This is a genomic window from Ensifer sp. PDNC004, from assembly GCF_016919405.1.
Taxonomy (GTDB): Bacteria; Pseudomonadota; Alphaproteobacteria; order Rhizobiales; family Rhizobiaceae; genus Ensifer.
Window position 1 is genome coordinate 3,703,861 of the sequence record NZ_CP070353.1, and the last position, 26,140, is coordinate 3,730,000.

Sequence of the window (26,140 nt, forward strand, 5' to 3'; positions counted from 1 at the left end):
AGATGACATCGAGTGATATTCGGCCCGTGGCGAGCAAGGCACAGGCCGAAGCTGGGGAAGTGGCAATGGTGGATCTTCCGAACGTGCGCCGTCTTGAGGCCGTGGGTTTCCGCGCCTGGCCGGCAGCGTCCGTGCAGTATGATGGCAGCTGGCTGATCCGGCTCAATGCTGGCCATGATTCCAAGCGGCTGAACTCCGTCAACCCGCTCGATCCGTCCGACTATCGCGACATCCCGGTCCGTCTCGAAAAGGCCGCCCGGCGCTTTGCCGACTACGGCCGGCCGCTGACCGTGCGCCAGACGCCGCTGACACCGCCGCAGCTTGTCGCCCATATGGACGCCGAGGGCTGGACCGCGTTCAGCCGCAGCTTGGTGATGACGGTCGATCTCGTCGAGCGCGAGTTTGGCGACGGCATCGATCACCTGCCGATCAAGGATGTCGGCCGCTTCGTCGACGCCTGCATCGGGATTGCGAAAGGCGATCCGAAGCGCAAGGCGGCGCTGGCGGAAATCATCAATGCGATCAAGCCGGAGAGTGGCCTCTTCCTGTTCGAGGATGCCGAAACGGGGCCGACGGCCGTGGCGCTGGTCGTCCAGGACAACGACCTTGCCGGCATCATGCAGTTTGCCGTCGACGAGCGTGTCCGTGGCCAGGGCGTCGGCAAGGCAATGCTCGACGTCTGCCTGCGCTGGGCGCGCCTTCGCGGCGCCAAGAAGGCCTGGCTGCAGGTGGAGGCGGACAACAGCGCGGCCATGGCGCTTTATCGCGGCGCCGGTTTCTCCGAAGTCTACAGCTACATCTACAGAACGCCGGGAGCTTGAGGCCATGGACGCCAACGGAAAGAAGATCGTGCTTGTCGCGGCCTGCGCGCTGGTCGATTCCGATGGCCGCATCCTGCTTGCGCAGCGGCCGGAAGGAAAATCGCTTGCCGGCCTATGGGAGTTTCCGGGCGGCAAGGTTGAGGCCGGCGAGACGCCGGAGGAAACCCTGATCCGCGAGCTCGAGGAAGAGCTCGGCATCCGCACCAAGGTCGCGTGCCTCGCGCCGCTCACCTTCGCCAGCCACACCTATGACGAGTTCCATCTCTTGATGCCGCTCTATGTCTGCCGCCGCTACGAAGGGGTTGCGACCGGGCGGGAAGGCCAGGCGATCAAGTGGGTCCGGCCAAAGGCCCTGCGCGATTATCCGATGCCGCCGGCGGACGAACCGCTCATCCCGTTTCTCATGGATTTGCTCTGAACCTACCCGAAATCTGATTGATTATTAATCGATCGTTTATCTCCCTGGCGCAAAGATAGCTCCAATTCAGTTTCGGTACGTATCGTTGGCAACGGCGTATCGATTTCAGGCAGTGCGGTAGAACCAAGCTTGGGAAGGGCGCTTGCGTTCGCCGTATTTTGCGCGTTTGTGAGGCTGGGATGGTGGACGACGATTTCTGGAACACGGTTCAGGAAAAGGATCTGATGAACAATCAGTCCCGCCGGACAGGTGTGCTCAATCTGTCGCTGTTGTTCGGAACAGCGGTGATCGCACTGACGCTGATCCTGACGCCCATGCTGTCGTCAAAGACAGACAAGCGCATCATGGCCAATACGCCTGTCGATTACGACAACATTTCCACCGGCTCCATCCCTTCGAACGGGACTACCAAGCGCTACACGGTTCGGCGCAGCGTCCTTCAGGAAATGCCCGGAGCGGTTTGCATTATCGATGCCGACGGCCGCAAGAGCGGCTGCTGAAACGAACGCCATCGGCCCGTTGGTGCTGGCTTGCGTTTCGGATTGAACAGAAATCAGGCTGGGGACGAATGGAAACGCTTAGACGCTTGTTTCGCGGCAAGGATGGCGGCATCGCCATCGAGTATGCGCTGATCGCCGCCCTCGTCTCCCTCAGCCTGATCTTCGGAGCCAACCAGATCGGCAGCGCCCTGACCTACGTCTACGACTCGCTCGCCGCAGCGTTCCCAAGCGCATAAACATTAAAACCGGATATGGGGGTGGATGCCGCCCTAAAGCGGCTGCTCTTTCGTACCGAGAGCGGTTGAAAGCCGCTGTTTTGCCGAACCCGGCTTCAACGGCTTCTGCTGGCTCTCGTGCGGTGCCCAACCGGACAGGTAGATGATCGAGAAGGTTGCGCGAATGCGACCGTCCGGATCGGAGAAGCGCTCCGCATAGATTTCCGCAGCTCTGAGGAAAAAGCGCCTGGAAACGGGCGTGCGGCTGCGCGCCGAAAGCGGGCTGGTCATGCCCATGGCGCGCAGGTCGCGGATCAGCGCAAACAGCGAATCGTAGCGGACCGTGTAGTTTTCCGTGTCGGTGACCGGCAGGGCGAAACCGGCGCGCTGCATGAGCGCGCCGACGTCACGGACATCGGCGAAGGGAATGACGCGCGGGCTGGCGCCGCCCGTCAGCTCGGCTTCCGCAGCCAGCAGTGCTTCGCGCAGTTCCTGCAACGTGCCGCTGCCGGGGATGGCGGCGAGGAACAGCCCGTCGGGCTTCAGCGCCCGTCGCACCTGGATGAAGGCGCCCGGCGTATCATTGGTCAGATGCAGGGACAGCGGCGAGACGATCAGGTTGACGCTTTCCGGTTCGGCTGGAACTTCTTCGAGCGAAGCGATCGTCACCGGCGCCTCGGTCGAGCCGAAGCGGGCGTCGGTCTCGACGCGCTCGATGGCGTCGATCTTGCCGGTCGCCATCAGTTGGCGGGCCGTTTCACCGGTGTAGCCGTGCAGTTCGAGTGCGCGGTCGAAGTGGCGCTCGACGACGCCGACACGCTCGGCGAGCTCCTCGGCCACGATGTCGAGAAGGAATCCGGCCTTTGGATCGGCGTTTCTGAGCGCCCTTGCCCGGTGTGCCTCGACGAGGCTCTGGTCAAAGATTTTTTCCACGATAGTCTCTCCGCGATGGGCAGCAAAGAGACCTTCGGAGGCACAAAGTCAACCGCATGGCATGGGAGAGGTTGCGTATTCCGCAGGCGTGGCGTGCGGACATACTGAGACGGTTCGGCCTGGGGCTCGTCGATCTCGTTTTTCCGCCGGTCTGTTGCGGCTGCGGGCGGCTGGTCGGCGATCATCGTGCGGTCTGCGCCTCCTGCTGGGCGACGCTGCCGCTGATCGAACGGCCCTATTGCGATATTCTCGGCACCCCGTTTTCGGTCGACCATGGCGCCGGATCGGTGTCACCGGAGGCGATCGCCAACCCGCCTGCCTTCGATCGGCTAAGGTCGGTGGCGATCCATGAAGGCGTCGCCCGAGATCTGGTCCACGGGCTGAAGTATCGCGACCGCACGGATCTCGCGCCGATGATGGCGGCATGGATGATCCGGGCGAGCGACGGTGCCGTCGCTTCCGCCGATGCGATCATTCCCGTGCCGCTGCATGCTTTCCGGCTGTGGAAGCGGCGGTTCAACCAGTCGGCGGAGCTGGCGCGGGCGATTGCGCAGCTCTCCGGTCGTCCCTATCAGCCTGATCTTTTGAAACGCATCCGACGCACGAGCCCGCAGGTTCGCTTGGGACTGCGCGCCCGCGAGGAGAACGTGCGCGGCGCCTTCGCCGTCTCGGAAAGCGGCAAGGCGGGTCTCAGTGGGAAAAGCGTGGTTCTCGTCGACGATGTATATACGACCGGCGCAACCGTTGCCGCAGCGACCCGTGCGCTGAAGCGGGCGGGGGCGGGGTCGGTCACGGTTTTGACCTTTGCAAGAGCCGTATCCGGTCTTATATGACAATCAGATGTCCGGCACGGTCGCCGGCAAAGGAGCGGTTCAGGATCATGGCTTCGGTGGTCATTTATACGCGTCAGTTCTGCGGCTATTGCTCGGCCGCAAAGAAACTCCTGGAAACCAAGGGCGTTTCCTTCCTCGAGCACGATGCCACCTATGATCCGAGTGTTCGGAAGGTGATGATCGACAAGTCGCACGGGGGGACGACGTTCCCGCAGATCTTCATCAACGACATTCATGTCGGTGGATGCGACGACCTTCACGCGCTGGAACGCGCCGGCAAACTCGACGCGATGCTGGCTGCCTGAGGCACCGCACCCCTGCAAGAGGCGACGTCCCGTTTGTCAGCGGTGAGCGCCGGGAGTTGGACGAGATGACTTTCAAGGCTGCAGCCCTTCAGATGTGTTCCGGCGTCGACACCCGCAAGAATGCGGAGACGATGGTGCGGCTTGCGCGCGAGGCGGCAGCCCAGGGCGCGACCTATATCCAGACGCCGGAAATGACCGGGGCGCTCCAGCGCGACCGGGCGGCTTTGCGCGCGATCCTGAAGGATGAGGCCAACGATCTCATTGCCGCGGCGGCAGCTCAGCTTGCCGGCGAACTTGGCGTCTACCTCCATGTCGGCTCGACGCCGATCGCGCTTGCCGACGGCAAGATCGCCAATCGCGGCCTGCTGTTCGGCCCGAGCGGCCAGAAGATCTGCGACTACGACAAGATCCATATGTTCGACGTCGATCTCGACAACGGCGAGAGCTGGCGGGAAAGTGCCGCGTATCAGCCCGGCAGCATAGCGCGCCTGGCCGAACTCGACCTTGGCAAGCTTGGCTTTTCCATCTGCTACGACGTGCGCTTCCCGGAGCTTTTCCGGCAGCAGGCCGTTGCCGGTGCCGAGATCATGTCGGTGCCTGCCGCCTTCACGCGGCAGACCGGTGAGGCGCACTGGGAAATCCTGCTTCGGGCCCGCGCGATCGAGAACGGCCTTTTCGTCATTGCCGCCGCGCAAGGGGGCACACATGAGGATGGGCGCGAGACCTTCGGCCACTCGATGATCATCGATCCCTGGGGGCGCGTGCTTGCATCGGCTGGCCCGACCGGCGAGGCGATTGTGCTAGCCGACATCGATGTCGCCGCCGTGCACGCGGCGCGCGCAAAGATACCGAACTTGAAGAACGCCCGCAGTTTCGTGCTCGATGAAGTGGCGCCGACCGGGAAGGGAGGCGTTGCCGCTTGATCCGCTACACCCTTTCCTGCGACAACGGCCACGATTTCGAGGGCTGGTTCTCGTCGAGCGACGATTTCGACAGCCAAGTCGAGCGCAAGCTGGTCTCCTGTCCGAGCTGCAATTCAACGTCGGTCGCCAAGCAACTGATGGCGCCTTCGGTCGCGACTGCGCGCAAGAAGGAAGCGACGCGGGCGGTGATCATGGACCAGGCGCAGAAGGAGACGGTCGCCAAGATCCGCGAGCTGGTGAAGTCCGTGCGCGAAAACGCCGAGGATGTCGGCGAGCGCTTTCCGGAAGAGGCCCGCAAGATCCATTACGGCGAAGCGGAAGAACGCGGCCTGATCGGCAAGGCAACCGCGGAAGAGGCCGTGGCGCTGCTCGAAGAGGGCATTGCCGTCGCGCCGCTGCCGATCCTGCCCGACGAAGTCAACTGACGCGGGAGCGGGAAATGCTCACCCCATTTTGCGTAAAAGCCTGGGTGCCTCTTTAAAAACAACGGCTTGCTTCCCATCTGGCGGTTTTGCAGTGGGAGTTTTTCAGCCTATGACGTTGTCCGATATCCGCATTTCCACCGATCGCCTCATCATCAGGGCTTTTGCACCCGATGATTTCGCGAGCTACTTTGCCTATCACCGGCTGCCGGAAGTTTATCGCTATCTCTACCAGGAACCGCTGGACGAAACGGCAGCGCGGACAAAATTCGCCAAGGCTTCGGCGCCGAGGCTTGTAGACGATGGGGATGTCGCCGTGTTCGCCGTCGAGCGCCGGGACGATGGCGCCCTGATCGGAGAGGTGTTGTTGAAACTCGCCAGCGGCGCGGCGGAGCAGGCGGAGACCGGTTACATCTTCGATCCCGCCTTTACCGGTAAGGGCTATGCCACCGAGGCAATGCGGGCCACGCTCGATCTCGGCTTCTCGACGCTGAATTTCCACCGGATCTTTGCCCGGCTCGATGCCCTCAACAAGGGATCGGTCGGTGTCGTCGAGCGTCTCGGCATGCGCCGCGAAGCACATCTGATCGAGAACGACCGGTTCAACGATGTCTGGGGAGACGAATACGTCTATGCGCTCTTGAAGCGCGAATGGCAGGAGCGTCGGCAGGCCGGTTGAGCCCGCCGGCAACTGCTTATAGCGGTCGCTTGGCGACGATCATGTAGTTGACGTCCATATCCTTGGACAGGTTCCACTGGTTGGAAAGCGGATTGAAGAACACGCCGGTCCGCTCGGTCATTTCGAGGCCGTTCGCCACGAGCGGTTTTTCCAGTTCCTCCGGACGCACCAGCTTTTCATACTGGTGCGTGCCGCGCGGCAGCCAGCGCAGCACGTTCTCGGCGGCGAAGATGGCAAGCGCCGCCGCCTTCATCGTGCGGTTGATCGTGGCGACGAACATCAGGCCCCCGGGGCGCACCATATGGGCGCAGGTGGTCATGAAGAAGTCGACATCGGCGACATGCTCGACCACTTCCATGTTGAGCACGATGTCGAAACTCTCGCCGGCTTCGGCGAGCGCTTCGGCGGTCACCGCGCGATAGTCGACAGTTACCCCGCTTCCGGCCGCATGGGTCTTCGCGATCCCGATGTTCTTTTCGGAGGCGTCGGCGCCGAGCACCTCTGCGCCCATGCGCGCCATCGGCTCCGACAGGAGACCGCCACCGCAGCCGATATCGAGCAGCCGCAGGCCTTTCAGCGGCTGTGGGCTCCTGGGATCACGGCCGAAATGCTCAGCCACCTTGTCGCGGATATAGGCGAGGCGAACGGGATTAAACTTGTGCAGCGGCCGGAACTTGCCGGTCGGATCCCACCACTCCGCGGCCATGGCGGAAAAGCGGTCAACCTCGCTCTGGTCGATCGTCGTGCGTGCGGTCTCGCTCATGTCGCCGTCTCCTTGCATCGTCCCGACAGCGCCGCGCGTCATTTACCACGCTCTACGGACGCCGCAACACTTCAAACTGCTGCATCATCTATCCCTAAACCGATCCCGATTTAGGGAGTTGTGCAGCAGTGAAGTCGGACGATCGGACAAGGAAGTCAAGAGGTGGCGCTGGGCCAGATCGGCGCACGCGCCTGCATGACACCCGTCCTGCTAAGCGCTCGCGTCCGGCTGGTAGTGCAGGATAACCACACCGGACGTCAGAGGGCGCGCGTGGGTCAGCTTGAGTTTCGTTCGCTTCAGCCCTGGTTTGAAGAGGGGCACACCCTCGCCGAGCAATACCGGATTGATGCCGAGGCGGTATTCGTCGACGAGGCCCTTCTCGACCAGTTCGCTTGCGAAATCGGCGCTGCCAAAGATGAATATCGTGCCGCCTTCGAGCGTCTTCAATCGTTTGACTTCCTCGGCGGCGTTGCCGGTCACGAGCGTCGTCCTTGCCCAATCGGCGGAGGCCAGCGTGCGCGAAAAGACGAATTTCTCGACGCCGTTCATGAAGGTCGCGATTTCACCTTCGGCCGACGGCCAGTAGGCCGCCATCATCTCATAGGTCACGCGGCCGAAAAGCAGGGTGCCCGTTCCGAGTTGTGTTTCGCCGATATAGGCGGCGAGCTCATCCTCGAAGACGAACCAGCCGATGTCGTGTCCCGGTGCTTCGAAGAAGCCGTCAACGCTAACCATGTCCCACATGATGACCTTGCGCATTTCTCTCTCCCGTTACGGCACGCTCTCTCACGGGAAGAGTGGCAAAACTGATATAATTTTGCAAGCGGTTTTATATTTGCATCGGATGGACTGGCGCCGGTATGCGTGTTAGTTTCCGAAGCAGGAAAGGGGTGCAATCCAGATGACGCTGAACAGGATCGACTGGGCGGTCGACGTCATCGCGCCGCAGCCGTCCGATCATCTGCTCGAAGTCGGTTGCGGCCATGGCGTTGCCGTAGCGAGGGTTTGCGAGCGGCTTGTCGATGGAGAGATCGTCGCCATCGACCGCTCGGCTGCGATGATTGCGGCGGCAGCAAGTCGAAATGCCGAATACATCGCCGCCGGGCGGGCTGCCTTGCGGGTTTCGGAGCTGTACTCGATCGATCTCGGTGGTCGCCGCTTCGACAAGGTGTTCGCCATGCGCGTCGGCGTGTTCACGCGGGGCGATCCCGCCCGCGAGTTTGCGGCGCTGGTGCGGGTGTTGAAGCCGGAGGGCCGCCTTTTTCTTTTCCATGACGAGCCGTCCACAGGGGCGGACGACGTTGGCGCGCGGCTCGAGGCGGCGGCCCTTCGCCACAGCTGGCAGGTCGAGGCCCGGTTGGGGGAGAGCTTCGACAGCGGCGAGGTCGCCTGCCTGATTGCGCGGCCGCCAGCTTGATGGTGTTGCGACTGATGACGCCCGCTTTTTTGCGGGCGCCACGCTTGCGATGATTGCGGTTATGTCAGCCGACGTCGCCTGCAGCCGCCGAGGCGAAGAAGTCCTCGGGATCCTCGACCTCGACGAGGCGGCGCTTTTCGATCAGCCAGAAACGGTCGCCAACATTGCGCACGAAGCTACGGTCGTGGGAGACGAGCAGGCAGCTCGTCTCGTTTCTCAACAGCTCCGCTTCGAGCGCTTCCTGGCCCTCGATATCCAGATGGTTGGTCGGTTCGTCGAGCAGGTAGAAATTGGGCTCCTTCAAGCGCAGCACCAGCATGGCAAGACGCGCCTTCTGGCCGCCCGAGAGCCGGCCGATCGCCTTTTCCTGCATGTCGATGCCGACGCCGACACCGACGAGCAGGCTCCGGGCGCGCTGATCGCCGAGCGAGAAGCGGCGGGACAGCGCGGCAAGCGGCGTCTCCTCGTCCAACAGGCCGGCAAGTGCCTGGTCGCTGTAGCCGAGCACGAGCGAGGGCGTTGCCTTCAGCGTTTCCGGCGCGCGGGAGGGCTCCTCGATCGCGGTGCGGATCAGGTTGACGAGCCGGGTCTTGCCGGCGCCGTTTTCACCGAGCAGCACGATGCGGTCGCCCTGGCAGATCCAGCGCTTGCCGGTGCGGAAGAGCGGGGTGCCGTCTGGCGTTTCGACCTGGACGTCGTCGAGCGTCACCAGGATCTTGGCGTGGGTGCCTCGGTTGGCGAGCCGGATCGCGCCAGCGGAACGTTCCTGATGCGCAGGCTTTGCCGCATCCTCCAGCCGTTCTGCGCGCTGTTTCAACTGCTTTGTCTTTATCGTGAGCAGGTCGCTACCGGAGTTGATGCCGATGTTGTTCAGCTTGGCGGCCTGGCGACGCAGCTGCTGGGCCACCTTCATGTCGCGCTGGTAACGCCGCTCCTCCGATGCGTCCACCTCATCGAGAGCGGCGCGCGCCCTTGAATAAGGGAGCGCGAAGACCGGCGATTGCTCCGGCCTCAGGAACAGCGTGCGGTTGGTGGTGGCGTCCAAGAAGGCGCGGTCGTGGCTGGCAACCAGCACCGGCACGTCGCGTGGCAGCGCATTCAGCCACACCTCCAGCCGGCCGATCTTGGCGAGATCGAGATGGTTGGTCGGCTCGTCCAGAAGCAGGGCGTCCGGCTCGCTGACCCAGACGCGGGCAAGCAGCATCAGCCGCTGCCAGCCGCCGCTCAACTCCGAGACGGCGCGCGCCCGCAGAACCTCCGGCACATCGAGGGAATCGAGCACGATATCGACACGCCAGCTTTCGTTTTCCGCCTGGTCGGCCGGGAGCGCCGAAAGAACGGCGTCGTGGAAGGAGAGAGGCACAAGGGACGCAGGCACGTTCTGCTCGACGTGACCGACCGTCAGGCCGCGCGAGCGGGTGATTTCGCCGGCGGTCGGGTCGAAGGTGCCGGCGACCGATCTTAAAAGCGTGGACTTGCCGCGCCCGTTGGCGGCGACGACGCCAATGCGGTCACCGGCGGCGACGGAGAGGTTGAGGTTGGAGAAAAGCGGTGCGCTCAGGCTGACACCGAGATTGCGGATATTGATCAAGGCCATGGTCGTTCTCTGGACTGCGCGAGCGACGATGCGACATCCGGGACGGCAAGCTCATGCCGTGGTTGGCGAATGATTGCGCCCGCAACAGCAAATCTGCTGTGCTCGGGCCACGTCGGCTCGGTATTGGAAGACGATGCAGGCATATGAACCGGAACGGTTCCGCACTACATCACTCTGGGCAGACCAGGGATAGGGCTCGCAACTGTGCGAAAGGTTTCTGGTCAGCCCTGCAAACGCATCTGCAGGGCTTGGACGGGGCCACGCTGGCGGTGGTGCCGGAAAAATGTCATCACGTGCAGCCCCCCTTCCTCGAATTCAAGTTGCGCGGTGTGGATACCATCGTCGCGTGCAACTTTCAATGCCCCCGGCATCGAAGGCTCACATCTGCAGGCCGAGGAACTTGAATGGTTCGGCCGGCTTGAAATCGCCGGTCGCGTCGCCCGAATAGGTGTGATCCTGGTTTTCGCCGAGATCGAGTTTCATAACCTTGCCAGTCTCCTTGGCAAAGTCGATCTTCTTCAGGTCGACCCAGAAGGTGTTTGGTGTCAGCGCGGATTCGAAGAAGTAGAGCTTGCGCTTGTGATCGACGACGGTGCGCCAGCGGGTCGAGGAAATGTTCGGTTCTTCCGGGGTGTTGAGCCCATAGGGGACCGAGACATTGCGAATGACGCTGAAGACGCTCGCCAGCGCCCGGTCGGGGTTCTCGTCCTTCGGGATGGCATTGACGTAGAAGGAGGCGCGGGCGAACCGGTCGGATGCTCGGTTGGTGCCGGGCAGCATCACCGTTCCGCCGATCTGCTTCCAGTAGCTGTTCAACGCCAGTTGCTGGTCGAAGACAGGCGAGTTGGTCATGACCTGGTATTCGCGGTCGTGGTGGATCACCTGCTTGCCGCCGATATATTCGACGATGGCGCTATCGCCCGTCTTGTCGGAGATGGAAAGGTGCAGCGTCGTCAGGCGGTTCTCGCCCGGAACATTGTCCGTGACGATGGTGAAGGGCTCTTTCTCGAGCGCTGCCACTGCCTCTTCGACAGTTGCGAAGCTGTCGAGCACATATTGCGCCCAGGCGGCAATCGTCAGGCCGGGCTTCGATTTGTCATCGAACTTTGGGTACTCGGATTCGACCAGCCACAAAAGGTTGGCATTCAGCCCTACCTCGTTGACGCCGTCGGTGGTGGAGACGTCATAGCCGGTGGCAACGACGCTGCCATACTTCGCCGTCCATTTGAACGAATTGGGGCCGGCCTGGCCATCGCGTTCGGTGCCGCGCGGCAGCACCCAGAGATTGGTGGCGACATCGCTCTTCCAGTCCATGGATCGCGCTGTGATGATATTGTCGTCAGGGCCGAGATAGACGAGGCGCGTGCAGGCTTCGGCGCTGGTCTGGGCAAGGACGAGAAGGCTGGCGAGTGCCGCTGAAACAATCGAGCGGGCGGACTTTCCGATAAACGTCACGGCATTCTCCCTTTCGGTCGCGTGCGGATCAAGTCTCTCTAGAACAGCATCGAAAACCCGATGACCGGGCCATGCTGGTTCACATCCCAACGGAACTTGTTGGCTCCGGTGAAATCGTCGCTTTCATAGTCCTGGTAGAGCAGGCGATAGCCGGCGCGCAGGATCGTCGGCTGGCCGAACATTTCGGTGCGATAACCGAGATAGGCCTGGGCGTTGACGCTGAGCTTGGAGCCGACGTCGAAGCCGCCGATGTCGGCCTCGGCCGCGAGATTCCAGCGCTCGCTGAGATCCGCCTTCACGCGCACGCCGACGAAGGGGTCGGTCCAGTCGGCGCTCTTCGCCGCGTTGAAGCCAAGCACGGAGACGTCGGCCTCGAGCTTCGTCCATCGCAGGCCGATCGTCGGCTCGATCGAGAACGTTCTCGGCTTGCCGAAGGCGGTGTTGCCGCCAAGCTCCTGCTCGTAGATCTGATAGAACGCGCCCGCGGCCAGCGTCGTTATCTTGATATCGAGGCCGATCTCGTGGGATAGCAGCTCTTCATCCTGGCTGGTGCGCACATATTGGCCGTCGAAATAGACGCCCCATTGACCGTTGGTCAGCTCAATATTGCCCATCAGCGCAAGATCGAGATGGTCGAGCGTGTCTTTGAACGGCACATCGACATCCGTGTCGAAGCCGGCGAGCGATGCGTCGCCCTTGAGACTGGCGGCCCAGATATAGGGGCTGACGATCACCGTCCAGTCGCTCTCAGGCGCCATACGCTCGGCGTCGAAATCGGCAGCGCGCGCCGGTGCGGAAGCGAGCAGCGCCAGCGCAAATGTGCCGGCAAGGTGGGCTGCGGCGCGCCCGGTTGCGGCTATGCGTCGTGTCTGCATGTCTGCCCCCTTGATCCCTCGCTGGCAGCCTAGCCGCCATGGCTGCAATTGCAAGTGGCGCATTCTTGTCCCGGTACAGGTTTCCGGCCGGGGTTCCCGCGCCTTATTCCTGCCCTCTTGCCATTGCGTGCGGCCCCCCGATCCGCTAAGAGACGCCGCGACTTTCCGCTCCCCGAAGCGGTGACTGCCGATGTCCGAGAAGTCTCCCAAGCTTTTTGATCGTCGGGCGCCGGCGGGGACTTTCCTGTCACGCGCGCCTCACGCGCGCAAATTGGGTACCGGTAGAGGCACATGGCACGCATCGTGATGAAATTCGGCGGAACGTCCGTCGCTGATTTGGACCGCATTCACAATGTTGCCCGCCATGTGAAACGCGAAGTCGATGCCGGCCACGAAGTAGCCGTCGTCGTTTCCGCCATGTCCGGCAAGACCAACGAGCTGGTCGGCTGGGTGCAGAACATGCCGAAGGCAACCGGCGCCAACTCGCCCTTCTATGACGCGCGCGAGTATGACGCGATCGTCGCGTCCGGCGAACAGGTGACCTCCGGCCTGCTGGCGATCGCGCTGCAGTCGATGGGGATCAACGCCCGTTCCTGGCAGGGCTGGCAGATCCCGATCCGCACCGACAATGCCCATGGCGCCGCCCGTATTCTCGATATCGACGGTGCCGAGCTCGTCCGCCGCATGGGTGAGGGCCAGGTCGCCGTCATTGCCGGCTTCCAGGGGCTTGGCCCGGACAACCGCGTCGCCACCCTCGGTCGCGGCGGCTCCGACACTTCGGCCGTTGCGATTGCCGCAGGGGTCAAGGCAGACCGTTGCGACATCTACACCGACGTCGATGGCGTCTACACGACCGACCCGCGCATCGAGCCGAAGGCGCGGCGGCTGAAGAAAATCGCGTTCGAGGAAATGCTGGAAATGGCATCGCTCGGCGCCAAGGTGCTGCAGGTGCGCTCGGTCGAGCTCGCGATGGTGCACAAGGTCCGCACCTTCGTGCGTTCGTCTTTCGAAGATCCCGATGCGCCGGGCATGGGTGACCTTCTCAATCCGCCCGGTACGCTGATTTGTGATGAGGATGAGATCGTGGAACAGGAAGTCGTAACCGGCATTGCCTATGCCAAGGATGAAGCCCAGATTTCGCTGCGCCGTCTCGCCGACCGGCCGGGTGTCTCCGCCGCGATCTTCGGCCCGCTGGCTGAAGCCCATATCAACGTTGACATGATCGTCCAGAACATCTCCGAGGACGGCTCGAAGACCGACATGACCTTCACGGTTCCCTCGGGCGACGTCGACAAGGCGCTGAAGGTGCTCAGCGACAACAAGGACAAGATCGGCTACGACGTCGTTCAGTCCGAAGCAGGCCTCGTCAAGGTCTCGGTCATCGGCATCGGTATGCGCAGCCACGCCGGCGTTGCCGCTTCCGCCTTCCGTGCGCTTGCCGACAAGGGCATCAACATCAAGGCGATCACCACCTCCGAAATCAAGATTTCGATCCTGATCGACGGTCCCTACGCCGAATTGGCGGTTCGCACTTTGCATTCCGCTTACGGTCTCGATAAGAGTTAAGCGACAGGCGATTGATTTGGGATTCGCGGCCGTCCGGCCGCGGCTCCTCTTGCCCCGTCTATTCTATATCGGGAGACCCCACGCGATGAGAGACCTTTCCGCAGGTCCGCGCGTTCTCCTCAAGCGGTTGCGCGAGTTGATGGCGGAACCGCTGGAGCCGCAGGAGCGCCTTGACCGTATCGTGCGCCAGATCGCGCAGAACATGGTCGCGGAAGTGTGTTCAGTCTACGTGCTGCGCTCCGACGGCGTTCTCGAGCTCTACGCGACCGAAGGTCTGAACAAGTCGGCCGTTCACCTGGCGCAGTTGAAGATGGGTCAGGGCCTCGTCGGCACCATCGCCGCTTCGGCGCGACCGCTCAATCTTTCCGACGCCCAGTCGCATCCGGCCTTTACCTATCTGCCTGAGACCGGCGAAGAGATCTACCATTCCTTCCTCGGCGTGCCGATCCTGCGCACCGGCCGCGCACTCGGCGTTCTCGTCGTCCAGAACAAGGCGATGCGCAACTACCGCGAGGACGAGGTCGAGGCGCTTGAGACCACCGCCATGGTGCTCGCCGAGATGGTGGCGACGGGCGAACTGAAGAAGATCACCAAGCCGGGTCTCGAACTCGACCTGTCGCGTCCCGTCTCGATCGACGGCAACAGCTACGGCGAAGGCATCGGCCTTGGCTACGTCGTGCTGCACGAGCCGAGGATCGTCGTCACGAACCTGCTCAACGAGGACACCGACCAGGAGCTGCAGCGGCTTGCCGAGGCGCTCGGATCGTTGCGCATCTCGATCGACGACATGCTGTCGCGCCGCGAGGTGTCGATGGAAGGCGAGCACCGGGCGGTGCTCGAGACCTACCGTATGTTCGCCCATGACCGCGGATGGGTGCGCAAGCTCGAAGAGGCGATCCGCAACGGCCTGACGGCGGAGGCCGCCGTCGAGCGCGTGCAGAGCGAGACCAAGGCGCGCATGATCCGACTGACGGATCCGTACTTGCGCGAGCGCATGCATGACTTCGACGATCTCGCCAACCGACTTTTGCGTCAGCTTTCGGGCTATGGCGCCAAGCTTTCGGCGAGCGACTTCCCGAACGATGCGGTGATCGTCGCGCGCGCCATGGGTGCTGCCGAATTGCTCGACTACCCGCGCGAAAACGTGCGCGGCCTGGTGCTGGAAGAGGGCGCCGTTACCAGCCATGTCGTCATCGTCGCCCGCGCCATGGGGATCCCTGTGATCGGCCAGGCGACCGGTGCCGTTGCGCTTGCGGAAAACCGCGACGCGATCATCATCGACGGCGACGACGCCAAGGTGCACCTGCGCCCGCTCGCCGACCTGCAGCGCGCCTACGAGGAAAAAGTCCGCTTCCGGGCGCGCCGCCAGGCGCAGTTCCGGGCGCTCAAGGACGTCGAGCCGCTGACCAAGGACGGCAAGCGCATCACCTTGCAGATGAATGCCGGCCTGCTCGTCGACCTGCCGCATCTGAACGAAGCGGGTGCGGAGGGCATCGGCCTCTTCCGCACCGAACTGCAGTTCATGATCGCCTCGACCATGCCGAAGGCAGAGGAGCAGGAAGCCTTCTATCGCAGCGTGCTCAAGCAGACGGGCGGCAAGCCGGTTACGTTCCGCACCCTCGACATCGGCGGCGACAAGGTCGTTCCCTATTTCCGCGCCGCTGAAGAGGAAAACCCGGCGCTCGGCTGGCGGGCCATCCGGCTTTCGCTGGACCGTCCGGGTTTGTTGCGAACCCAGCTTCGCGCGATGTTGCGCGCGTCGGCGGGCGTCGAGCTGAAGTTGATGCTGCCGATGGTCACCGAAGTCTCGGAGCTCAGGATAGCGCGCGACCTTCTGCAGAAGGAGATCGAGCGGCAGTCGAAGCTCGGCGAGCAATTGCCGCGCAAGCTGCAGTTCGGCGCCATGCTAGAAGTGCCGGCGCTCCTTTGGCAGCTCGACGAGCTGATGACCGAGGTGGATTTCGTTTCCGTCGGCTCCAACGATCTCTTCCAGTTCGCGATGGCGGTCGACCGTGGCAATGCCCGTGTCTCCGACCGGTTCGACGTGCTCGGGCGGCCGTTCCTGAGAATCCTGCGCGACATCGTGCGCGCCGGCGACCGGCACGATACGCCGGTGACGCTTTGCGGCGAGATGGCGAGCAAGCCCTTGTCGGCCATGGCGCTGCTCGGGCTTGGCTTCCGTTCGGTGTCGATGTCGCCAACGGCCGTCGGGCCGATCAAGGCGATGCTTCTGGCGCTTGACGCCTCCAAGCTCGGCGCACAGCTCAACGCTGCACTGGACGATACGCGCGATCAGACGCCCGTTCGCCAGATGCTGGTGGATTTCGCCGCGGAAAACGGCATTCCGGTTTAGATTGAAGTGACGCGTCGCAACCCTCGTCCGGAGCTGATCCGGCCGGGGCAAGACGCATTGGAGTGAGACTTGGCAAAGCTTCCCGTTGAAAAGATGCGCGAACTGGAACGGCGGTTCGGCGAAATCGAGGCGCGCATGTCCGCCGGCCCGGCCGCGGACGTCTACGTCAAGCTCGCCTCGGAATATTCCGAACTGCAGCCGGTGGTGACGAAGATCCGCGCCTATGAAAAGGCGACGGCGGAGCTTGCTGACATCACCGCCATGCTCGCCGACAAAACGACCGACCGCGAGATGCGTGATCTCGCCGAAATGGAAAAGCCCGAGGTCCAAGCGGCGATCGAGGGGTTGGAGCAGGAAATCCAGATCCTGCTCCTGCCGAAGGATGCGGCCGACGAAAAGAGCGCGATCCTTGAAATCCGCGCCGGAACCGGTGGTTCCGAGGCGGCGTTGTTTGCCGGCGATCTGTTCCGGATGTACGAGCGCTATGCGGCGGGCAAGGGATGGAAGGTCGAAGTGCTGTCGTCGAGCGAAGGCGAAGCCGGCGGTTTCAAGGAAATCATCGCTACCGTTTCGGGGCGCGGCGTGTTTGCCCGGCTGAAGTTCGAATCCGGTGTGCACCGCGTACAGCGCGTGCCGGAGACGGAGGCGAGCGGTCGCATTCACACCTCGGCGGCAACCGTCGCAGTGCTGCCCGAGGCCGAAGACATCGACATCGAGATCCGGCCAGAAGATATCCGCATCGACACGATGCGTTCGTCGGGCGCCGGTGGCCAGCACGTTAACACGACGGACTCGGCCGTGCGCATCACTCACCTGCCGACCGGGCTCGTCGTCACCAGCTCGGAGAAGTCGCAGCACCAGAACCGTGCCAAAGCGATGCAGGTTCTGCGCTCGCGCCTCTACGACATGGAGCGCCAGCGCGCCGACAGCGAACGCTCGGCCGACCGCAAGAGCCAGGTGGGCTCCGGCGACCGCTCCGAACGCATCCGTACCTACAATTTCCCGCAGGGACGGCTGACCGACCACCGCATCAACCTGACGCTCTACAAGCTCGATCGGATGATGATGGGCGAAATCGACGAAGTCGTCGATGCGCTGCTTGCCGACTACCAGGCAAGCCAGCTGGCGCAGCTCGGCGAGCAGCGAGGCTGAGCGATGGCCGAGACGCTCGCGAGCCTGGTTGCCGAAAGTCGCGATCGCCTGCAGGCGGGCGGCATCGAACACGCGGCGCTCGACGTCCGGCATCTGATCTCGGGCCTGCTCGACCTGTCGCTGAGCGCGGTCGTGTCGCGGGGCAGGGACCCGGTTTCGGATGAGGATGCCCAGCGGATCCGGGCTGCGGTTACCCGCCGGCTGGCGCGGGAGCCGGTCTATCGCATCCTCGGTGAGCGCGAGTTCTTCGGCCTGCCGCTGAAGCTGTCGAAGGAAACGCTGGAGCCGCGCCCGGACACCGAAACCCTGGTCGATCGCATGATCCCTTATCTGCGCGCGGTGGTCGCGCGAAAGGGAGGGTGCGAGATCATCGATCTCGGCACAGGCACGGGCGCGATTTGTCTCGCGCTTCTGTCTGAGGTTCTTGAAGCCAGGGGCACGGCGACCGATATATCCGGAGACGCGCTGGCAACGGCGACGGCAAATGCCGCCGCTCTCGGACTTGCGGATCGATTTCGGCCCTTGCTTAGCAACTGGTACGAAAAGGTGGATGGTCGCTACGACGTCATCGTCTCAAATCCGCCGTATATCCGGTCCAGTGTAGTAAACGAGCTTGAGCCGGAGGTGAGACTTCACGACCCGGCCGCAGCGCTTGATGGCGGAGAAGATGGGCTAGATGCCTATCGCGCCATCGCTTCTCAAGCTGTTCATCATCTTGAGACAAACGGCGTGATAGGCTTGGAAATCGGTTTCGACCAGAAAGAGGCGGTAACGGCGTTCTTTTACGCCGAAAAATTCCGTCTGCGTGAAGAGGCGAAGGATCTCGGCGGCAATGACCGCGTCCTGATCTTCGAACGCGACACAAACCGTTGAAAAAATGCTGCACTGGCGCATCTTCTTTCTTGCAGAGGCAAAGAAAGGGCTTGGAATCCCAGAGGAAGCGGGCTAGTTTGCCCGCGCACTGGGCAGAAGGTCATGGACCTAAGATTCGTTCCGGTATGACCTGGCCACGGGGATTGCTCTCAAGAAAGAGTTGCTAGGGTTCAACAGTGCCTTGTGCGGGTACCTGTTAATTCGACGTCAGTCGGCGCCGAAGCCGCCATTGTGCGAGCACAACGGCGCGTGTTCTGTCGGGCGTGAACGGATCCGGCCGGAAGACGAAACCACATGATCATCATTATCAAGAGAATTCGGGTGAATGTACTATGAGGCCAGGACAGCAAAACAAGCGCGGCCGCGGGCGGAATAACAACAACAATAACAACAACAATGGTAATAACAACAATCACAACCGCAAGGGCTCGAACCCGCTGACGCGGACCTACGACAGCTCCGGTCCGGATGTGAAGATTCGCGGTACGGCCCAGCACATCGCCGAGAAGTATTCTGCACTTGCGCGCGACGCCCAGAGCTCCGGCGACCGGGTCATGGCGGAAAACTACCTGCAGCACGCCGAGCATTACAACCGCATCATTGCTGCCGCACAGGCGCAGATGCAGGACCGTTTCCAGCGTGACGACCGTCAGGACTTCCGCGGCCACGATGCCGCCGACCAGGACCAGGACGATCTGGATCAGGGCTATGTAGACGACATGCCGGCTCCGGTTGCCGCAGCCGCAGCGCCGGTTTCCGAGCCGCAGCCTGTCATCGACGGTACCGGCCCGCAGCCGGTGATCGAAGGCACGCCGGCCGAAGTCGCGATGGAAGAAGAGGCGCCGGCCGCTTCCGGCCGCGCCGCTTCGCGCCGCCGCAACACGCCGCGTCCGCGCCGTCCGCGCCGCAGCGCCGCCGAAGGTGCCGCCGACGAGGCTCAGCCGTCGGGTGATGACGCGCCGGAAGCACCGGCTCTCGCCGCTTCCGAATAAGCGAAGTCGCAATCCTCAGCCTGTCCAGTGCAGGCACCAAAAACCCGGCCCTTAGCGGCCGGGTTTTTCTTTGTCCGGCCACCGCTGATCAGCCTTTGTGTTGGTCAGCTCTTGGCACTGTCGATGATGAGCGCAGCAAGGTTGCTGCTCGCGGCCGTCTCGCTTGCGCGCCCACGGATCAGTTCGCGGCCGATCGCTTCGGCCGCGCCGGCGATACCGGTACAGCGAAGCCTCAGATCGTCTTCAGCGATTTCCGAGAAGGGGGAGAGGGCCGTCTTGATCATGGCGACGTAGTCGTCGACCTGCTGTTGCTGCGTGGCGATCATGTCGGCATTGCCGCGCAGCGCGCCGGAGATTGCCTGCCATTCCTCGCCGCTTTCGACCGCACAGGCGATGTAGACCGAACTGATGATGTCGGCGATCGCATCGAGCCGACTGGCGGCACCATTCAGCGCCACCCTCAGTTTTTCCGTGTGCCGGTCTTCGATTTCCTGGGAGAGGGCGATCAGAAGCCCCTCGCGCGTGCCGAAGTGTTCGTAGGCGATCGGCTTGCTGACGCCGGCGCTTTCGGCGAGATGGCCAAGCGTCAGGGCGTCGGCGCCCCGTTCGCGCAGGATCTCCCTTGCGGTCTCGAGCAACTGGGCGCGTCGCTCCGGCTTGGCAAGCTTTCGGCCCTTCGTCCGGCTCATCGGTCACAATCCTCTTTTCGCGTCGGCTCACGCCTCTTGAAAGTGGCCTTCGGCATCTTACTTACCAATAGTAAGTTACTAATGGTAAGTTTGTAGGTGCCACTTACCTCTCGTTTAGGAGATAGGAAGATGTCGAGCAAGTTTCTGCCCGTTTTGATCATTGGCGGTTCCGGGGTCGTCGGGTCGCAGGCCGCAAAGATCATTCGTCGTCTGCACCCGGCGCTGCCGATCGCGATCGGTGGTCGCGACCGTGGCAAGGCCGAAGCGGTCGCGCGCGAGGTTGGCGATGCAGTCGGGGTCAGTGTTGACCTCGGGCGACCGGATCTCGGCCTCGGCGCCGAGCGCCGCTTCAGTGCGGTAGTCATCTTCCTGAAAGACGAAAAACTGAGCTCGATGCGCTACGCCCAGCGCCACCGCATCCCCTATATCAGCCTATCGAGCGGGACCTTCGAGGTCGGTCCGGAGATGGCGCAGTATATCCACGCGCCGGACCGCGCGCCGATCCTGCTCGCCAGTCACTGGCTCGCCGGCGCCGCGATCTTCCCCATCCTCGACTTTGCCAAAGCCTATGAGGCGATCGATGCGATCCGCATCGGGGTCCTGCTCGACGAAGAGGACATGGGCGGGCCGGCAGCGCTTGCCGATTACAACCGCATCACCGGTCTCGCGCCCGCGGCTTTGACCGTCACGGATGGCAAGTTCCACTGGGCCGGCGGCGAGGATTCCAAGGCGCACTTCAGAAGCGTTGACGGCGTCGAGCTCGAAGCGACCGCCTATTCGCCCTTCGACGTCATGGCGCTTTCGGCCCGCACCAACGCAAGCTATATCCGGCTGGATCTTGCTTATAGCGTCTCCGCGAGCAGACGGCGCGGCGAGCCGTTCTCGACCGAGATCGCCATCGATATCAAGGGCCGCGACAAGCATGGCGAACCGGTCGATCGTCGGTATGAGATCGTGCACCCTCAGGGCCAGGCGCCGTTGACGGCCCTTGGCGTCGCCCTTGCGGTCGAGCGCATGCTCGGCCTTGAGGGCGGGGCAGCCCCGGCGCCGGGGCTCTATCTGCCGGAGGTCCTGATCGACCCGGGCTACTACGTGCGGCGGATGAAGGATTTCGGCGCGACCTTTGCCGAGCGGACGCCCGCGGCATAGGCAATCTGGCGGCCGCGTTGCCCTTTCGGCGCGCGGCCGCCTCGCGGTTGCAGATTTCCATCTCAGGAGCGTCGCGAGGCTCTTTAATTTCCAAAATCGCTGCCCCATATTCACTTCGGACGCGTTGATCCGAAGCAAAGCGGGGATCGCGCCACACTGACAGGCTTGCCGAATGCGGGAGCCTGATCCTGAAACACCGACGGGTGCCATGATGGGCCTGCCGGGATATGGAGGTAGAGTATGAATATCGAAAAATATTCCGAGCGCGTGCGCGGTTTTCTGCAGTCGGCGCAGACCTATGCGCTGGCTCAAGGACACCAGCAATTCACGCCCGAGCATGTGCTGAAGGTACTGCTCGATGACGACCAGGGCATGGCCGCCTCGCTGATCGAGCGGGCCGGTGGTGATGCCCGCGAAGCGCGTGCCGGCAATGACGCAGCGCTGGCAAAGCTCCCCAAGGTTTCCGGCGGCAACGGTTCCGTCTATCTGTCGCAGCCGCTCGCGCGGGTGTTTTCGAGTGCCGAAGACGCAGCCAAGAAGGCCGGCGACAGCTTCGTCACCGTCGAGCGCCTGTTGCTGGCGCTGGCGATCGAAAGTTCGGCTGCCACCGCCGATGTGTTGAAGAAGGCCGGTGTCACGCCGACCAAGCTCAACCAGGTGATCAACGACATCCGCAAAGGCCGCACCGCCGACAGCGCCAATGCCGAGCAGGGCTTCGACAGCCTGAAGAAATACGCGCGCGACCTGACGGCCGATGCGCGTGAGGGCAAGCTCGACCCGGTCATCGGCCGCGACGACGAGATCCGCCGTACCATCCAGGTGCTGTCGCGCCGCACCAAGAACAATCCGGTTCTGATCGGTGAGCCCGGCGTCGGCAAGACCGCGATCGCCGAAGGTTTGGCGCTGCGCATCGTCAATGGCGACGTGCCGGAAAGCCTCAAGGACAAGCGGCTGATGGCGCTCGATCTGGGTGCGCTGATTGCCGGTGCGAAGTTCCGCGGCGAGTTCGAAGAGCGGCTGAAGGCCGTGCTCAACGAGGTGCAGGCCGAAAACGGCGAGATCATCCTGTTCATCGACGAGATGCACACGCTGGTCGGGGCCGGCAAGGCCGATGGCGCCATGGACGCTTCCAACCTGTTGAAGCCGGCGTTGGCGCGCGGTGAGCTGCATTGCGTTGGCGCGACCACGCTCGACGAATACCGCAAGCATGTCGAAAAGGACGCGGCCCTTGCCCGTCGATTCCAGCCGGTCATGGTCGAGGAGCCGACGGTCGAAGACACGATCTCGATCCTGCGCGGTCTGAAGGAAAAGTACGAGCAGCACCACAAGGTCCGGATCTCGGACTCGGCGCTGGTTGCCGCCGCGACCCTTTCGAACCGCTACATCACCGACAGGTTCCTGCCGGACAAGGCGATCGACCTGATGGACGAAGCCGCGTCTCGGTTGCGCATGCAGGTGGATTCCAAGCCGGAAGAGCTCGACGAGCTCGATCGTCGCATCATCCAGCTGAAGATCGAGCGCGAGGCCCTGAAGAAGGAAACCGACGTCTCGTCGAAGGATCGGCTGGAGAAGCTCGAATTTGATCTGGCTTCCCTCGAAGAGCAGGCATCCGCGCTGACGGCCCGCTGGCAGGCGGAAAAGCAGAAGCTCGGGCGTGCCGCCGATCTCAAGAAGCAGCTCGACGAAGCCCGCAACGAGCTGGCAATCGTCCAGCGCAAGGGCGAGTTCCAGCGTGCCGGCGAACTGACCTACGGTGTCATTCCGAAGCTCGAAAAGGAACTCTCGGACGCCGAAAGCCAGGAGAACGCCAATGCCAACCCGATGGTGCAGGAGGTCGTGACCCCCGACAACATCGCGCATGTGGTTTCGCGTTGGACCGGCATTCCGGTCGACAAGATGCTGGAAGGCGAGCGCGACAAGCTGCTTCGCATGGAAGACGAACTGGCGAAGTGGGTTGTCGGCCAGGGTGACGCCGTGCAGGCGGTTTCCCGTGCCGTCCGGCGTTCGCGCGCCGGCCTTCAGGATCCGAACCGCCCGATCGGCTCGTTCATCTTCCTGGGTCCGACCGGCGTCGGCAAGACCGAGCTGACCAAGGCGCTTGCCCGGTTCCTCTTCGACGACGAGACGGCGCTGCTGCGGGTCGACATGTCGGAATACATGGAGAAGCACTCCGTCGCCCGACTGATCGGGGCGCCTCCGGGCTATGTCGGTTACGAGGAAGGCGGTGCGCTGACCGAAGCCGTTCGGCGCCGGCCCTATCAGGTCGTGCTGTTCGACGAGATCGAAAAGGCGCATCCGGATGTCTTCAACGTGCTGCTGCAGGTGCTCGACGACGGCCGCCTGACCGATGGTCAGGGTCGCACCGTCGACTTCCGCAACACGATGATCATCATGACCTCGAACCTTGGCGCGGAATATCTGGTCGGGCTTGGCGAAAACGAGGACAGCGATGTGGTTCGCGACCAGGTGATGGAGGTGGTGAAGTCCGCCTTCCGGCCGGAGTTCCTGAACCGCGTGGACGAGATCATCCTGTTCCACCGGCTGCGCCGCTCGGAGATGGGTGCGATCGTCGATATCCAGCTCGAAAGGCTGCGCAAGCTGCTTGCCGAGCGCAAGATCACGCTGGAACTCGATGACGATGCCCGCGCGTTCCTGGCCGACAAGGGCTACGATCCGGCCTATGGTGCCCGTCCGCTGAAGCGGACGATCCAGAAGTTCGTGCAGGATCCGCTCGCCGAGAAGATCCTGCAGGGCGAGTTCCCTGATGGTTCGACCGTCAAGGTGCTCTCGGGCTCGGATCGCCTCAACTTCAAGCGCGGGGCGGGGCCGGACAAGGAAGCCGCCTAAGTCCAGCAGCGCTCAAATCAAGAGGCCGCCCTTCGGGGCGGCCTTTTCGTTTGTGCCGATTTTCGAGAAGGGGAGGGGAGGAGCGGCTAGTTGCTCGCGACCTCTGCGCCCGTGCCGTCCTTGTTCAGCAATTCGTCGATGCGGTCGCGTTCCTTCTCGAACTTCGCCATCGCATCGCCGGAAAGCGACTTGCCGCCGGGCAGGCGGATGCGCAAGGGGTCGACCTTGTTGCCGTTGACGATCAGCTCGTAGTGCAGGTGCGGTCCGGTCGAAAGGCCTGTTGTGCCGACCCAGCCGATCACCTGGCCCTGGACGACCTTGTTGCCCACCTTGACGTTCTTGGCAATCGCGCTCTGGTGGTTATAGGAGGACACGTAGCCGTTGGCATGGCGGATCAGCGTCTGGTTGCCATAGCCGCCGGAATCCCAGCCGGCCTTTTCGACGACACCGCCGCCGGCGGAGATGATCGGCGTGCCGCGCGGGGCTGCCCAGTCGACGCCGGTGTGCATGCGCGAGAAGCCGAGGATCGGATGGCGGCGCATACCGAAGCCCGAGCGGAAGTGGCCGTTCGGCACGGGGTTGCGCAACAGGAACTGGCGGATGCTTTTGCCGTCCTGGTCGAAATAGTCGATCGTGTTGTCGCTCGGATCCTGGAACCGGTAGAAGGCGGTAACGGCATCGCCGAACTTGGCGCGAACATAAAGGAGTTCGGAATCCTCCGTTGCCATGCCGCGTTCGTCGGTCACGGAGAAGAAGGCTTCGAGCGAGTCCGTCGGCTTCAGTTGCGCCTGGAAATCGACATTGCTGGCGAGCAGCTTGACGACGAGGCCGACCATGTCGGCGTTCATGCCGTAGGAGAGTGCCGCCCGGTAGATCCCGTCATAGACCCGCGGCAGATCGTGGCTGCTGGTCATGACCGGCGCGCCGTTGTCGTCGAAGGCGGTGGCGACCGCGTCGAGTCTTGGCGGCTCGGCGCCGGGCACGAAGCGGCCCTTGTCGTCGACCGCCATCGTCAGCACATGTCGGTTGCGCGAATAGATCGTGGCCCGCACGATGCGTGCGTCCTGACCCTTCTGCGTCTCGCCGTTCTGTATGATGCCGATGCGCAGGACATCGCCTTCGGAAAGTTCGCTGGCGCCGAGCGCCTGGCCGAGATAGCCGGCGGCGTCTTCGGCCTGCGCCTTGGTATAGCCGGCACTGCTCATCACGGTCGCGATGTCGGTCTGGCGCCGCACCGGGATGATGTCGTCGGCGTATTCGGTGGTTTCTTCGTCGATCGTCTCGTAGGCGGCGTCGCTCTTGTTCTGCTCGACGATGCGGGCGGTCAGGCCCTGGAGAAGATCGAGCCCGTCATTCTCCGAGGCGAAGCGCTGCGGATCGACATAATAGAGCGAGGCAACCTGGGTGCTGCCTTCGGTCAGGACAGAACCGTTGGTGCGGACATTTTCCTCGACCTCTTCGAGCGACATCGAGCTGTCGAAAGTGGCGCCGCCACGCAGCGGGAAGTCGACGGTTTTCAGCGCCACTTCGGAATCGACATTCGAGCCGTAAAGCGTGCCGGTTCGCGAAACGGGGGACTCTTCGTCCGCCTCTTCCGTCGAGAAGATCGCCAGAGGATCGAAGTCCGGATAGCTTTCCGAGGCCTGATGATTGGCGGCGAGCGCCATCTTGACATGAACGAAGGGCTGCTTGCGCACTACCTCCTTCTCGCCGTCATGGGTCATCGTCGAGACTTCCATGATCGTCTTGTCGGCTGGCTTGGCAACGAGCTTCGGCGACAGGATGCGGCCGCCGCGAACGGCGGTTGCCTGCTCGTCGCCGTTCGAACCGGCATCGAGTGCGGCGTAGGCTTCGGCCGGGATTGCCAGTTGCTGGCGTCCGTCAAGCGCTGCAAAAAGCGCGACACCCATCAGAAGGCTCGAGGTGATCCCCGTCAGGAAGGTACCCGATAGCCAGCGCAGCGAGATCTCGCGCCTGTCGGGCGCGCGCCGGCCATGCGCCAGGATCGGTGGCTGGTCGCCAAGCGACCTGACCATGTTCTTGTCGGTGATCATGCCGAACTGAGGGTCCCCGATTTCTCTAAACCGTATTCTTGCCTGCGATACGTTGCGCGAAGGTGTGCATCTTTCACGCGGCGGAGTCAAATCACGCGCGGAAGCGGCAAGGGCGATATCCTATATATCCCAAGCCTATCCGCGCGCCGGCATCCGCGACGCATCTTCGTTTTCGCTTAGATAGGCGGATTGTGAAAAAGGTAGGGCCAAATTGTGTCTCCACAGGCCCGGGGGAGGGGGCAAAAGTTTTTTGGGGGCGCAAAGCCCTGCGTTTGTGGGCTTTGTCAGAAATCTGTCATTTTTTCCGAA

25 protein-coding genes are annotated in these 26,140 nt (G+C 62.9%); 17 read left to right on the forward strand and 8 right to left on the reverse strand.

Annotation, left to right across the window (positions count from 1 at the left end):
- Positions 1 to 2: 2 nt before the first annotated feature.
- From JVX98_RS26085 to JVX98_RS26100, 4 genes are all read left to right on the forward strand, one after another.
- On the forward strand, positions 3 to 821 hold the full coding sequence (locus JVX98_RS26085) for a GNAT family N-acetyltransferase (protein WP_371826536.1): 819 nt from the start codon (positions 3 to 5) through the stop codon (positions 819 to 821).
- A 4-nt stretch (positions 822 to 825) separates the two neighbouring features.
- The gene (mutT, locus tag JVX98_RS26090) at positions 826 to 1,239 is read left to right on the forward strand and encodes an 8-oxo-dGTP diphosphatase MutT (RefSeq protein ID WP_192450574.1); all 414 of its coding nucleotides are present in this window, start codon (positions 826 to 828) and stop codon (positions 1,237 to 1,239) included.
- Between the two features lie 179 nt (positions 1,240 to 1,418).
- Positions 1,419 to 1,739: a hypothetical protein gene (locus tag JVX98_RS26095; RefSeq protein WP_043622998.1), complete on the forward strand. Its 321-nt coding sequence runs from the start codon at positions 1,419 to 1,421 to the stop codon at positions 1,737 to 1,739.
- A gap of 68 nt (positions 1,740 to 1,807) precedes the next feature.
- Entirely contained in the window at positions 1,808 to 1,975 is a 168-nt protein-coding gene (locus JVX98_RS26100) for a Flp family type IVb pilin (protein WP_082006159.1), read from the forward strand.
- A gap of 33 nt (positions 1,976 to 2,008) precedes the next feature.
- On the opposite strand, the gene JVX98_RS26105 is transcribed toward JVX98_RS26100, so the two are convergent.
- Positions 2,009 to 2,887, reverse strand: coding sequence for a methyltransferase domain-containing protein (locus JVX98_RS26105; RefSeq protein ID WP_205237936.1), 879 nt, complete (start codon positions 2,885 to 2,887; stop codon positions 2,009 to 2,011).
- 56 nt (positions 2,888 to 2,943) lie between these two features.
- Between JVX98_RS26105 and JVX98_RS26110 the strand changes: the two genes are divergently transcribed.
- From JVX98_RS26110 to JVX98_RS26130, 5 genes are all read left to right on the forward strand, one after another.
- Positions 2,944 to 3,720 (forward strand): ComF family protein, encoded by a 777-nt coding sequence (locus tag JVX98_RS26110; RefSeq protein WP_205237938.1) that lies wholly within the window; start codon positions 2,944 to 2,946, stop codon positions 3,718 to 3,720.
- A 47-nt stretch (positions 3,721 to 3,767) separates the two neighbouring features.
- Positions 3,768 to 4,025, forward strand: a complete 258-nt coding sequence (gene grxC, locus JVX98_RS26115) for a glutaredoxin 3 (RefSeq protein ID WP_043622990.1) — start codon at positions 3,768 to 3,770, stop codon at positions 4,023 to 4,025.
- A 65-nt stretch (positions 4,026 to 4,090) separates the two neighbouring features.
- Positions 4,091 to 4,948: a carbon-nitrogen hydrolase family protein gene (locus tag JVX98_RS26120; protein WP_192450572.1), complete on the forward strand. Its 858-nt coding sequence runs from the start codon at positions 4,091 to 4,093 to the stop codon at positions 4,946 to 4,948.
- Positions 4,945 to 5,373 (forward strand): DUF1178 family protein, encoded by a 429-nt coding sequence (locus JVX98_RS26125; protein ID WP_192450571.1) that lies wholly within the window; start codon positions 4,945 to 4,947, stop codon positions 5,371 to 5,373. Before JVX98_RS26120 ends, JVX98_RS26125 begins: the two co-directional genes overlap by 4 nt.
- Before the next feature lie 109 nt (positions 5,374 to 5,482).
- Positions 5,483 to 6,049 carry a GNAT family N-acetyltransferase gene (locus JVX98_RS26130; RefSeq protein WP_205237940.1) on the forward strand — a complete coding sequence of 189 codons (567 nt, stop codon included), beginning with the start codon at positions 5,483 to 5,485 and terminating at the stop codon, positions 6,047 to 6,049.
- Between the two features lie 16 nt (positions 6,050 to 6,065).
- Here JVX98_RS26130 and ubiG read toward each other — a convergent pair whose 3' ends face one another.
- Together ubiG and JVX98_RS26140 are read right to left on the reverse strand one after the other, a co-directional pair.
- Entirely contained in the window at positions 6,066 to 6,812 is a 747-nt protein-coding gene (gene ubiG, locus JVX98_RS26135) for a bifunctional 2-polyprenyl-6-hydroxyphenol methylase/3-demethylubiquinol 3-O-methyltransferase UbiG (protein ID WP_192450569.1), read from the reverse strand.
- Positions 6,813 to 7,022: 210 nt separating this feature from the next.
- On the reverse strand, positions 7,023 to 7,571 hold the full coding sequence (locus JVX98_RS26140) for a dihydrofolate reductase family protein (RefSeq protein ID WP_205237941.1): 549 nt from the start codon (positions 7,569 to 7,571) through the stop codon (positions 7,023 to 7,025).
- A 142-nt stretch (positions 7,572 to 7,713) separates the two neighbouring features.
- On the opposite strand from JVX98_RS26140, the gene JVX98_RS26145 reads away from it, so the two are divergent.
- A complete protein-coding gene (locus JVX98_RS26145; RefSeq protein ID WP_205237943.1) occupies positions 7,714 to 8,229 on the forward strand; it encodes a class I SAM-dependent methyltransferase in 516 nt (171 codons plus the stop codon).
- A gap of 64 nt (positions 8,230 to 8,293) precedes the next feature.
- Here JVX98_RS26145 and JVX98_RS26150 read toward each other — a convergent pair whose 3' ends face one another.
- The 3 genes from JVX98_RS26150 to JVX98_RS26160 all read right to left on the reverse strand — a co-directional run bounded on the left by JVX98_RS26150 (position 8,294) and on the right by JVX98_RS26160 (position 12,156).
- The gene (locus tag JVX98_RS26150) at positions 8,294 to 9,826 is read right to left on the reverse strand and encodes an ABC-F family ATP-binding cassette domain-containing protein (protein ID WP_205237945.1); all 1,533 of its coding nucleotides are present in this window, start codon (positions 9,824 to 9,826) and stop codon (positions 8,294 to 8,296) included.
- Positions 9,827 to 10,204: 378 nt separating this feature from the next.
- Positions 10,205 to 11,251: a linear amide C-N hydrolase gene (locus JVX98_RS26155; protein ID WP_371826579.1), complete on the reverse strand. Its 1,047-nt coding sequence runs from the start codon at positions 11,249 to 11,251 to the stop codon at positions 10,205 to 10,207.
- 68 nt (positions 11,252 to 11,319) lie between these two features.
- Positions 11,320 to 12,156, reverse strand: coding sequence for a hypothetical protein (locus tag JVX98_RS26160; protein ID WP_246764954.1), 837 nt, complete (start codon positions 12,154 to 12,156; stop codon positions 11,320 to 11,322).
- Between the two features lie 291 nt (positions 12,157 to 12,447).
- Between JVX98_RS26160 and JVX98_RS26165 the strand changes: the two genes are divergently transcribed.
- From JVX98_RS26165 to JVX98_RS26185, 5 genes are all read left to right on the forward strand, one after another.
- Positions 12,448 to 13,722: an aspartate kinase gene (locus JVX98_RS26165; RefSeq protein WP_205237949.1), complete on the forward strand. Its 1,275-nt coding sequence runs from the start codon at positions 12,448 to 12,450 to the stop codon at positions 13,720 to 13,722.
- An 85-nt stretch (positions 13,723 to 13,807) separates the two neighbouring features.
- A complete protein-coding gene (gene ptsP, locus JVX98_RS26170) occupies positions 13,808 to 16,075 on the forward strand; it encodes a phosphoenolpyruvate--protein phosphotransferase (RefSeq protein WP_192450564.1) in 2,268 nt (755 codons plus the stop codon).
- A 69-nt stretch (positions 16,076 to 16,144) separates the two neighbouring features.
- Positions 16,145 to 17,227, forward strand: coding sequence for a peptide chain release factor 1 (gene prfA, locus JVX98_RS26175; RefSeq protein ID WP_205237950.1), 1,083 nt, complete (start codon positions 16,145 to 16,147; stop codon positions 17,225 to 17,227).
- 3 nt (positions 17,228 to 17,230) lie between these two features.
- Entirely contained in the window at positions 17,231 to 18,100 is an 870-nt protein-coding gene (gene prmC / locus JVX98_RS26180) for a peptide chain release factor N(5)-glutamine methyltransferase (RefSeq protein ID WP_205237951.1), read from the forward strand.
- 332 nt (positions 18,101 to 18,432) lie between these two features.
- The gene (locus JVX98_RS26185; RefSeq protein WP_192450561.1) at positions 18,433 to 19,092 is read left to right on the forward strand and encodes a DUF4167 domain-containing protein; all 660 of its coding nucleotides are present in this window, start codon (positions 18,433 to 18,435) and stop codon (positions 19,090 to 19,092) included.
- Between the two features lie 104 nt (positions 19,093 to 19,196).
- Here JVX98_RS26185 and JVX98_RS26190 read toward each other — a convergent pair whose 3' ends face one another.
- Entirely contained in the window at positions 19,197 to 19,781 is a 585-nt protein-coding gene (locus JVX98_RS26190; RefSeq protein ID WP_205237952.1) for a TetR/AcrR family transcriptional regulator, read from the reverse strand.
- Positions 19,782 to 19,910: 129 nt separating this feature from the next.
- On the opposite strand from JVX98_RS26190, the gene JVX98_RS26195 reads away from it, so the two are divergent.
- Positions 19,911 to 20,930, forward strand: coding sequence for an NAD(P)-dependent oxidoreductase (locus JVX98_RS26195; protein WP_205237953.1), 1,020 nt, complete (start codon positions 19,911 to 19,913; stop codon positions 20,928 to 20,930).
- A gap of 240 nt (positions 20,931 to 21,170) precedes the next feature.
- A complete protein-coding gene (gene clpB / locus JVX98_RS26200; RefSeq protein WP_192450558.1) occupies positions 21,171 to 23,777 on the forward strand; it encodes an ATP-dependent chaperone ClpB in 2,607 nt (868 codons plus the stop codon).
- A gap of 86 nt (positions 23,778 to 23,863) precedes the next feature.
- Here the strand turns inward: clpB and JVX98_RS26205 are convergent, their stop codons facing one another.
- On the reverse strand, positions 23,864 to 25,831 hold the full coding sequence (locus JVX98_RS26205) for a M23 family metallopeptidase (RefSeq protein WP_205237954.1): 1,968 nt from the start codon (positions 25,829 to 25,831) through the stop codon (positions 23,864 to 23,866).
- Positions 25,832 to 26,140 lie beyond the last annotated feature (309 nt).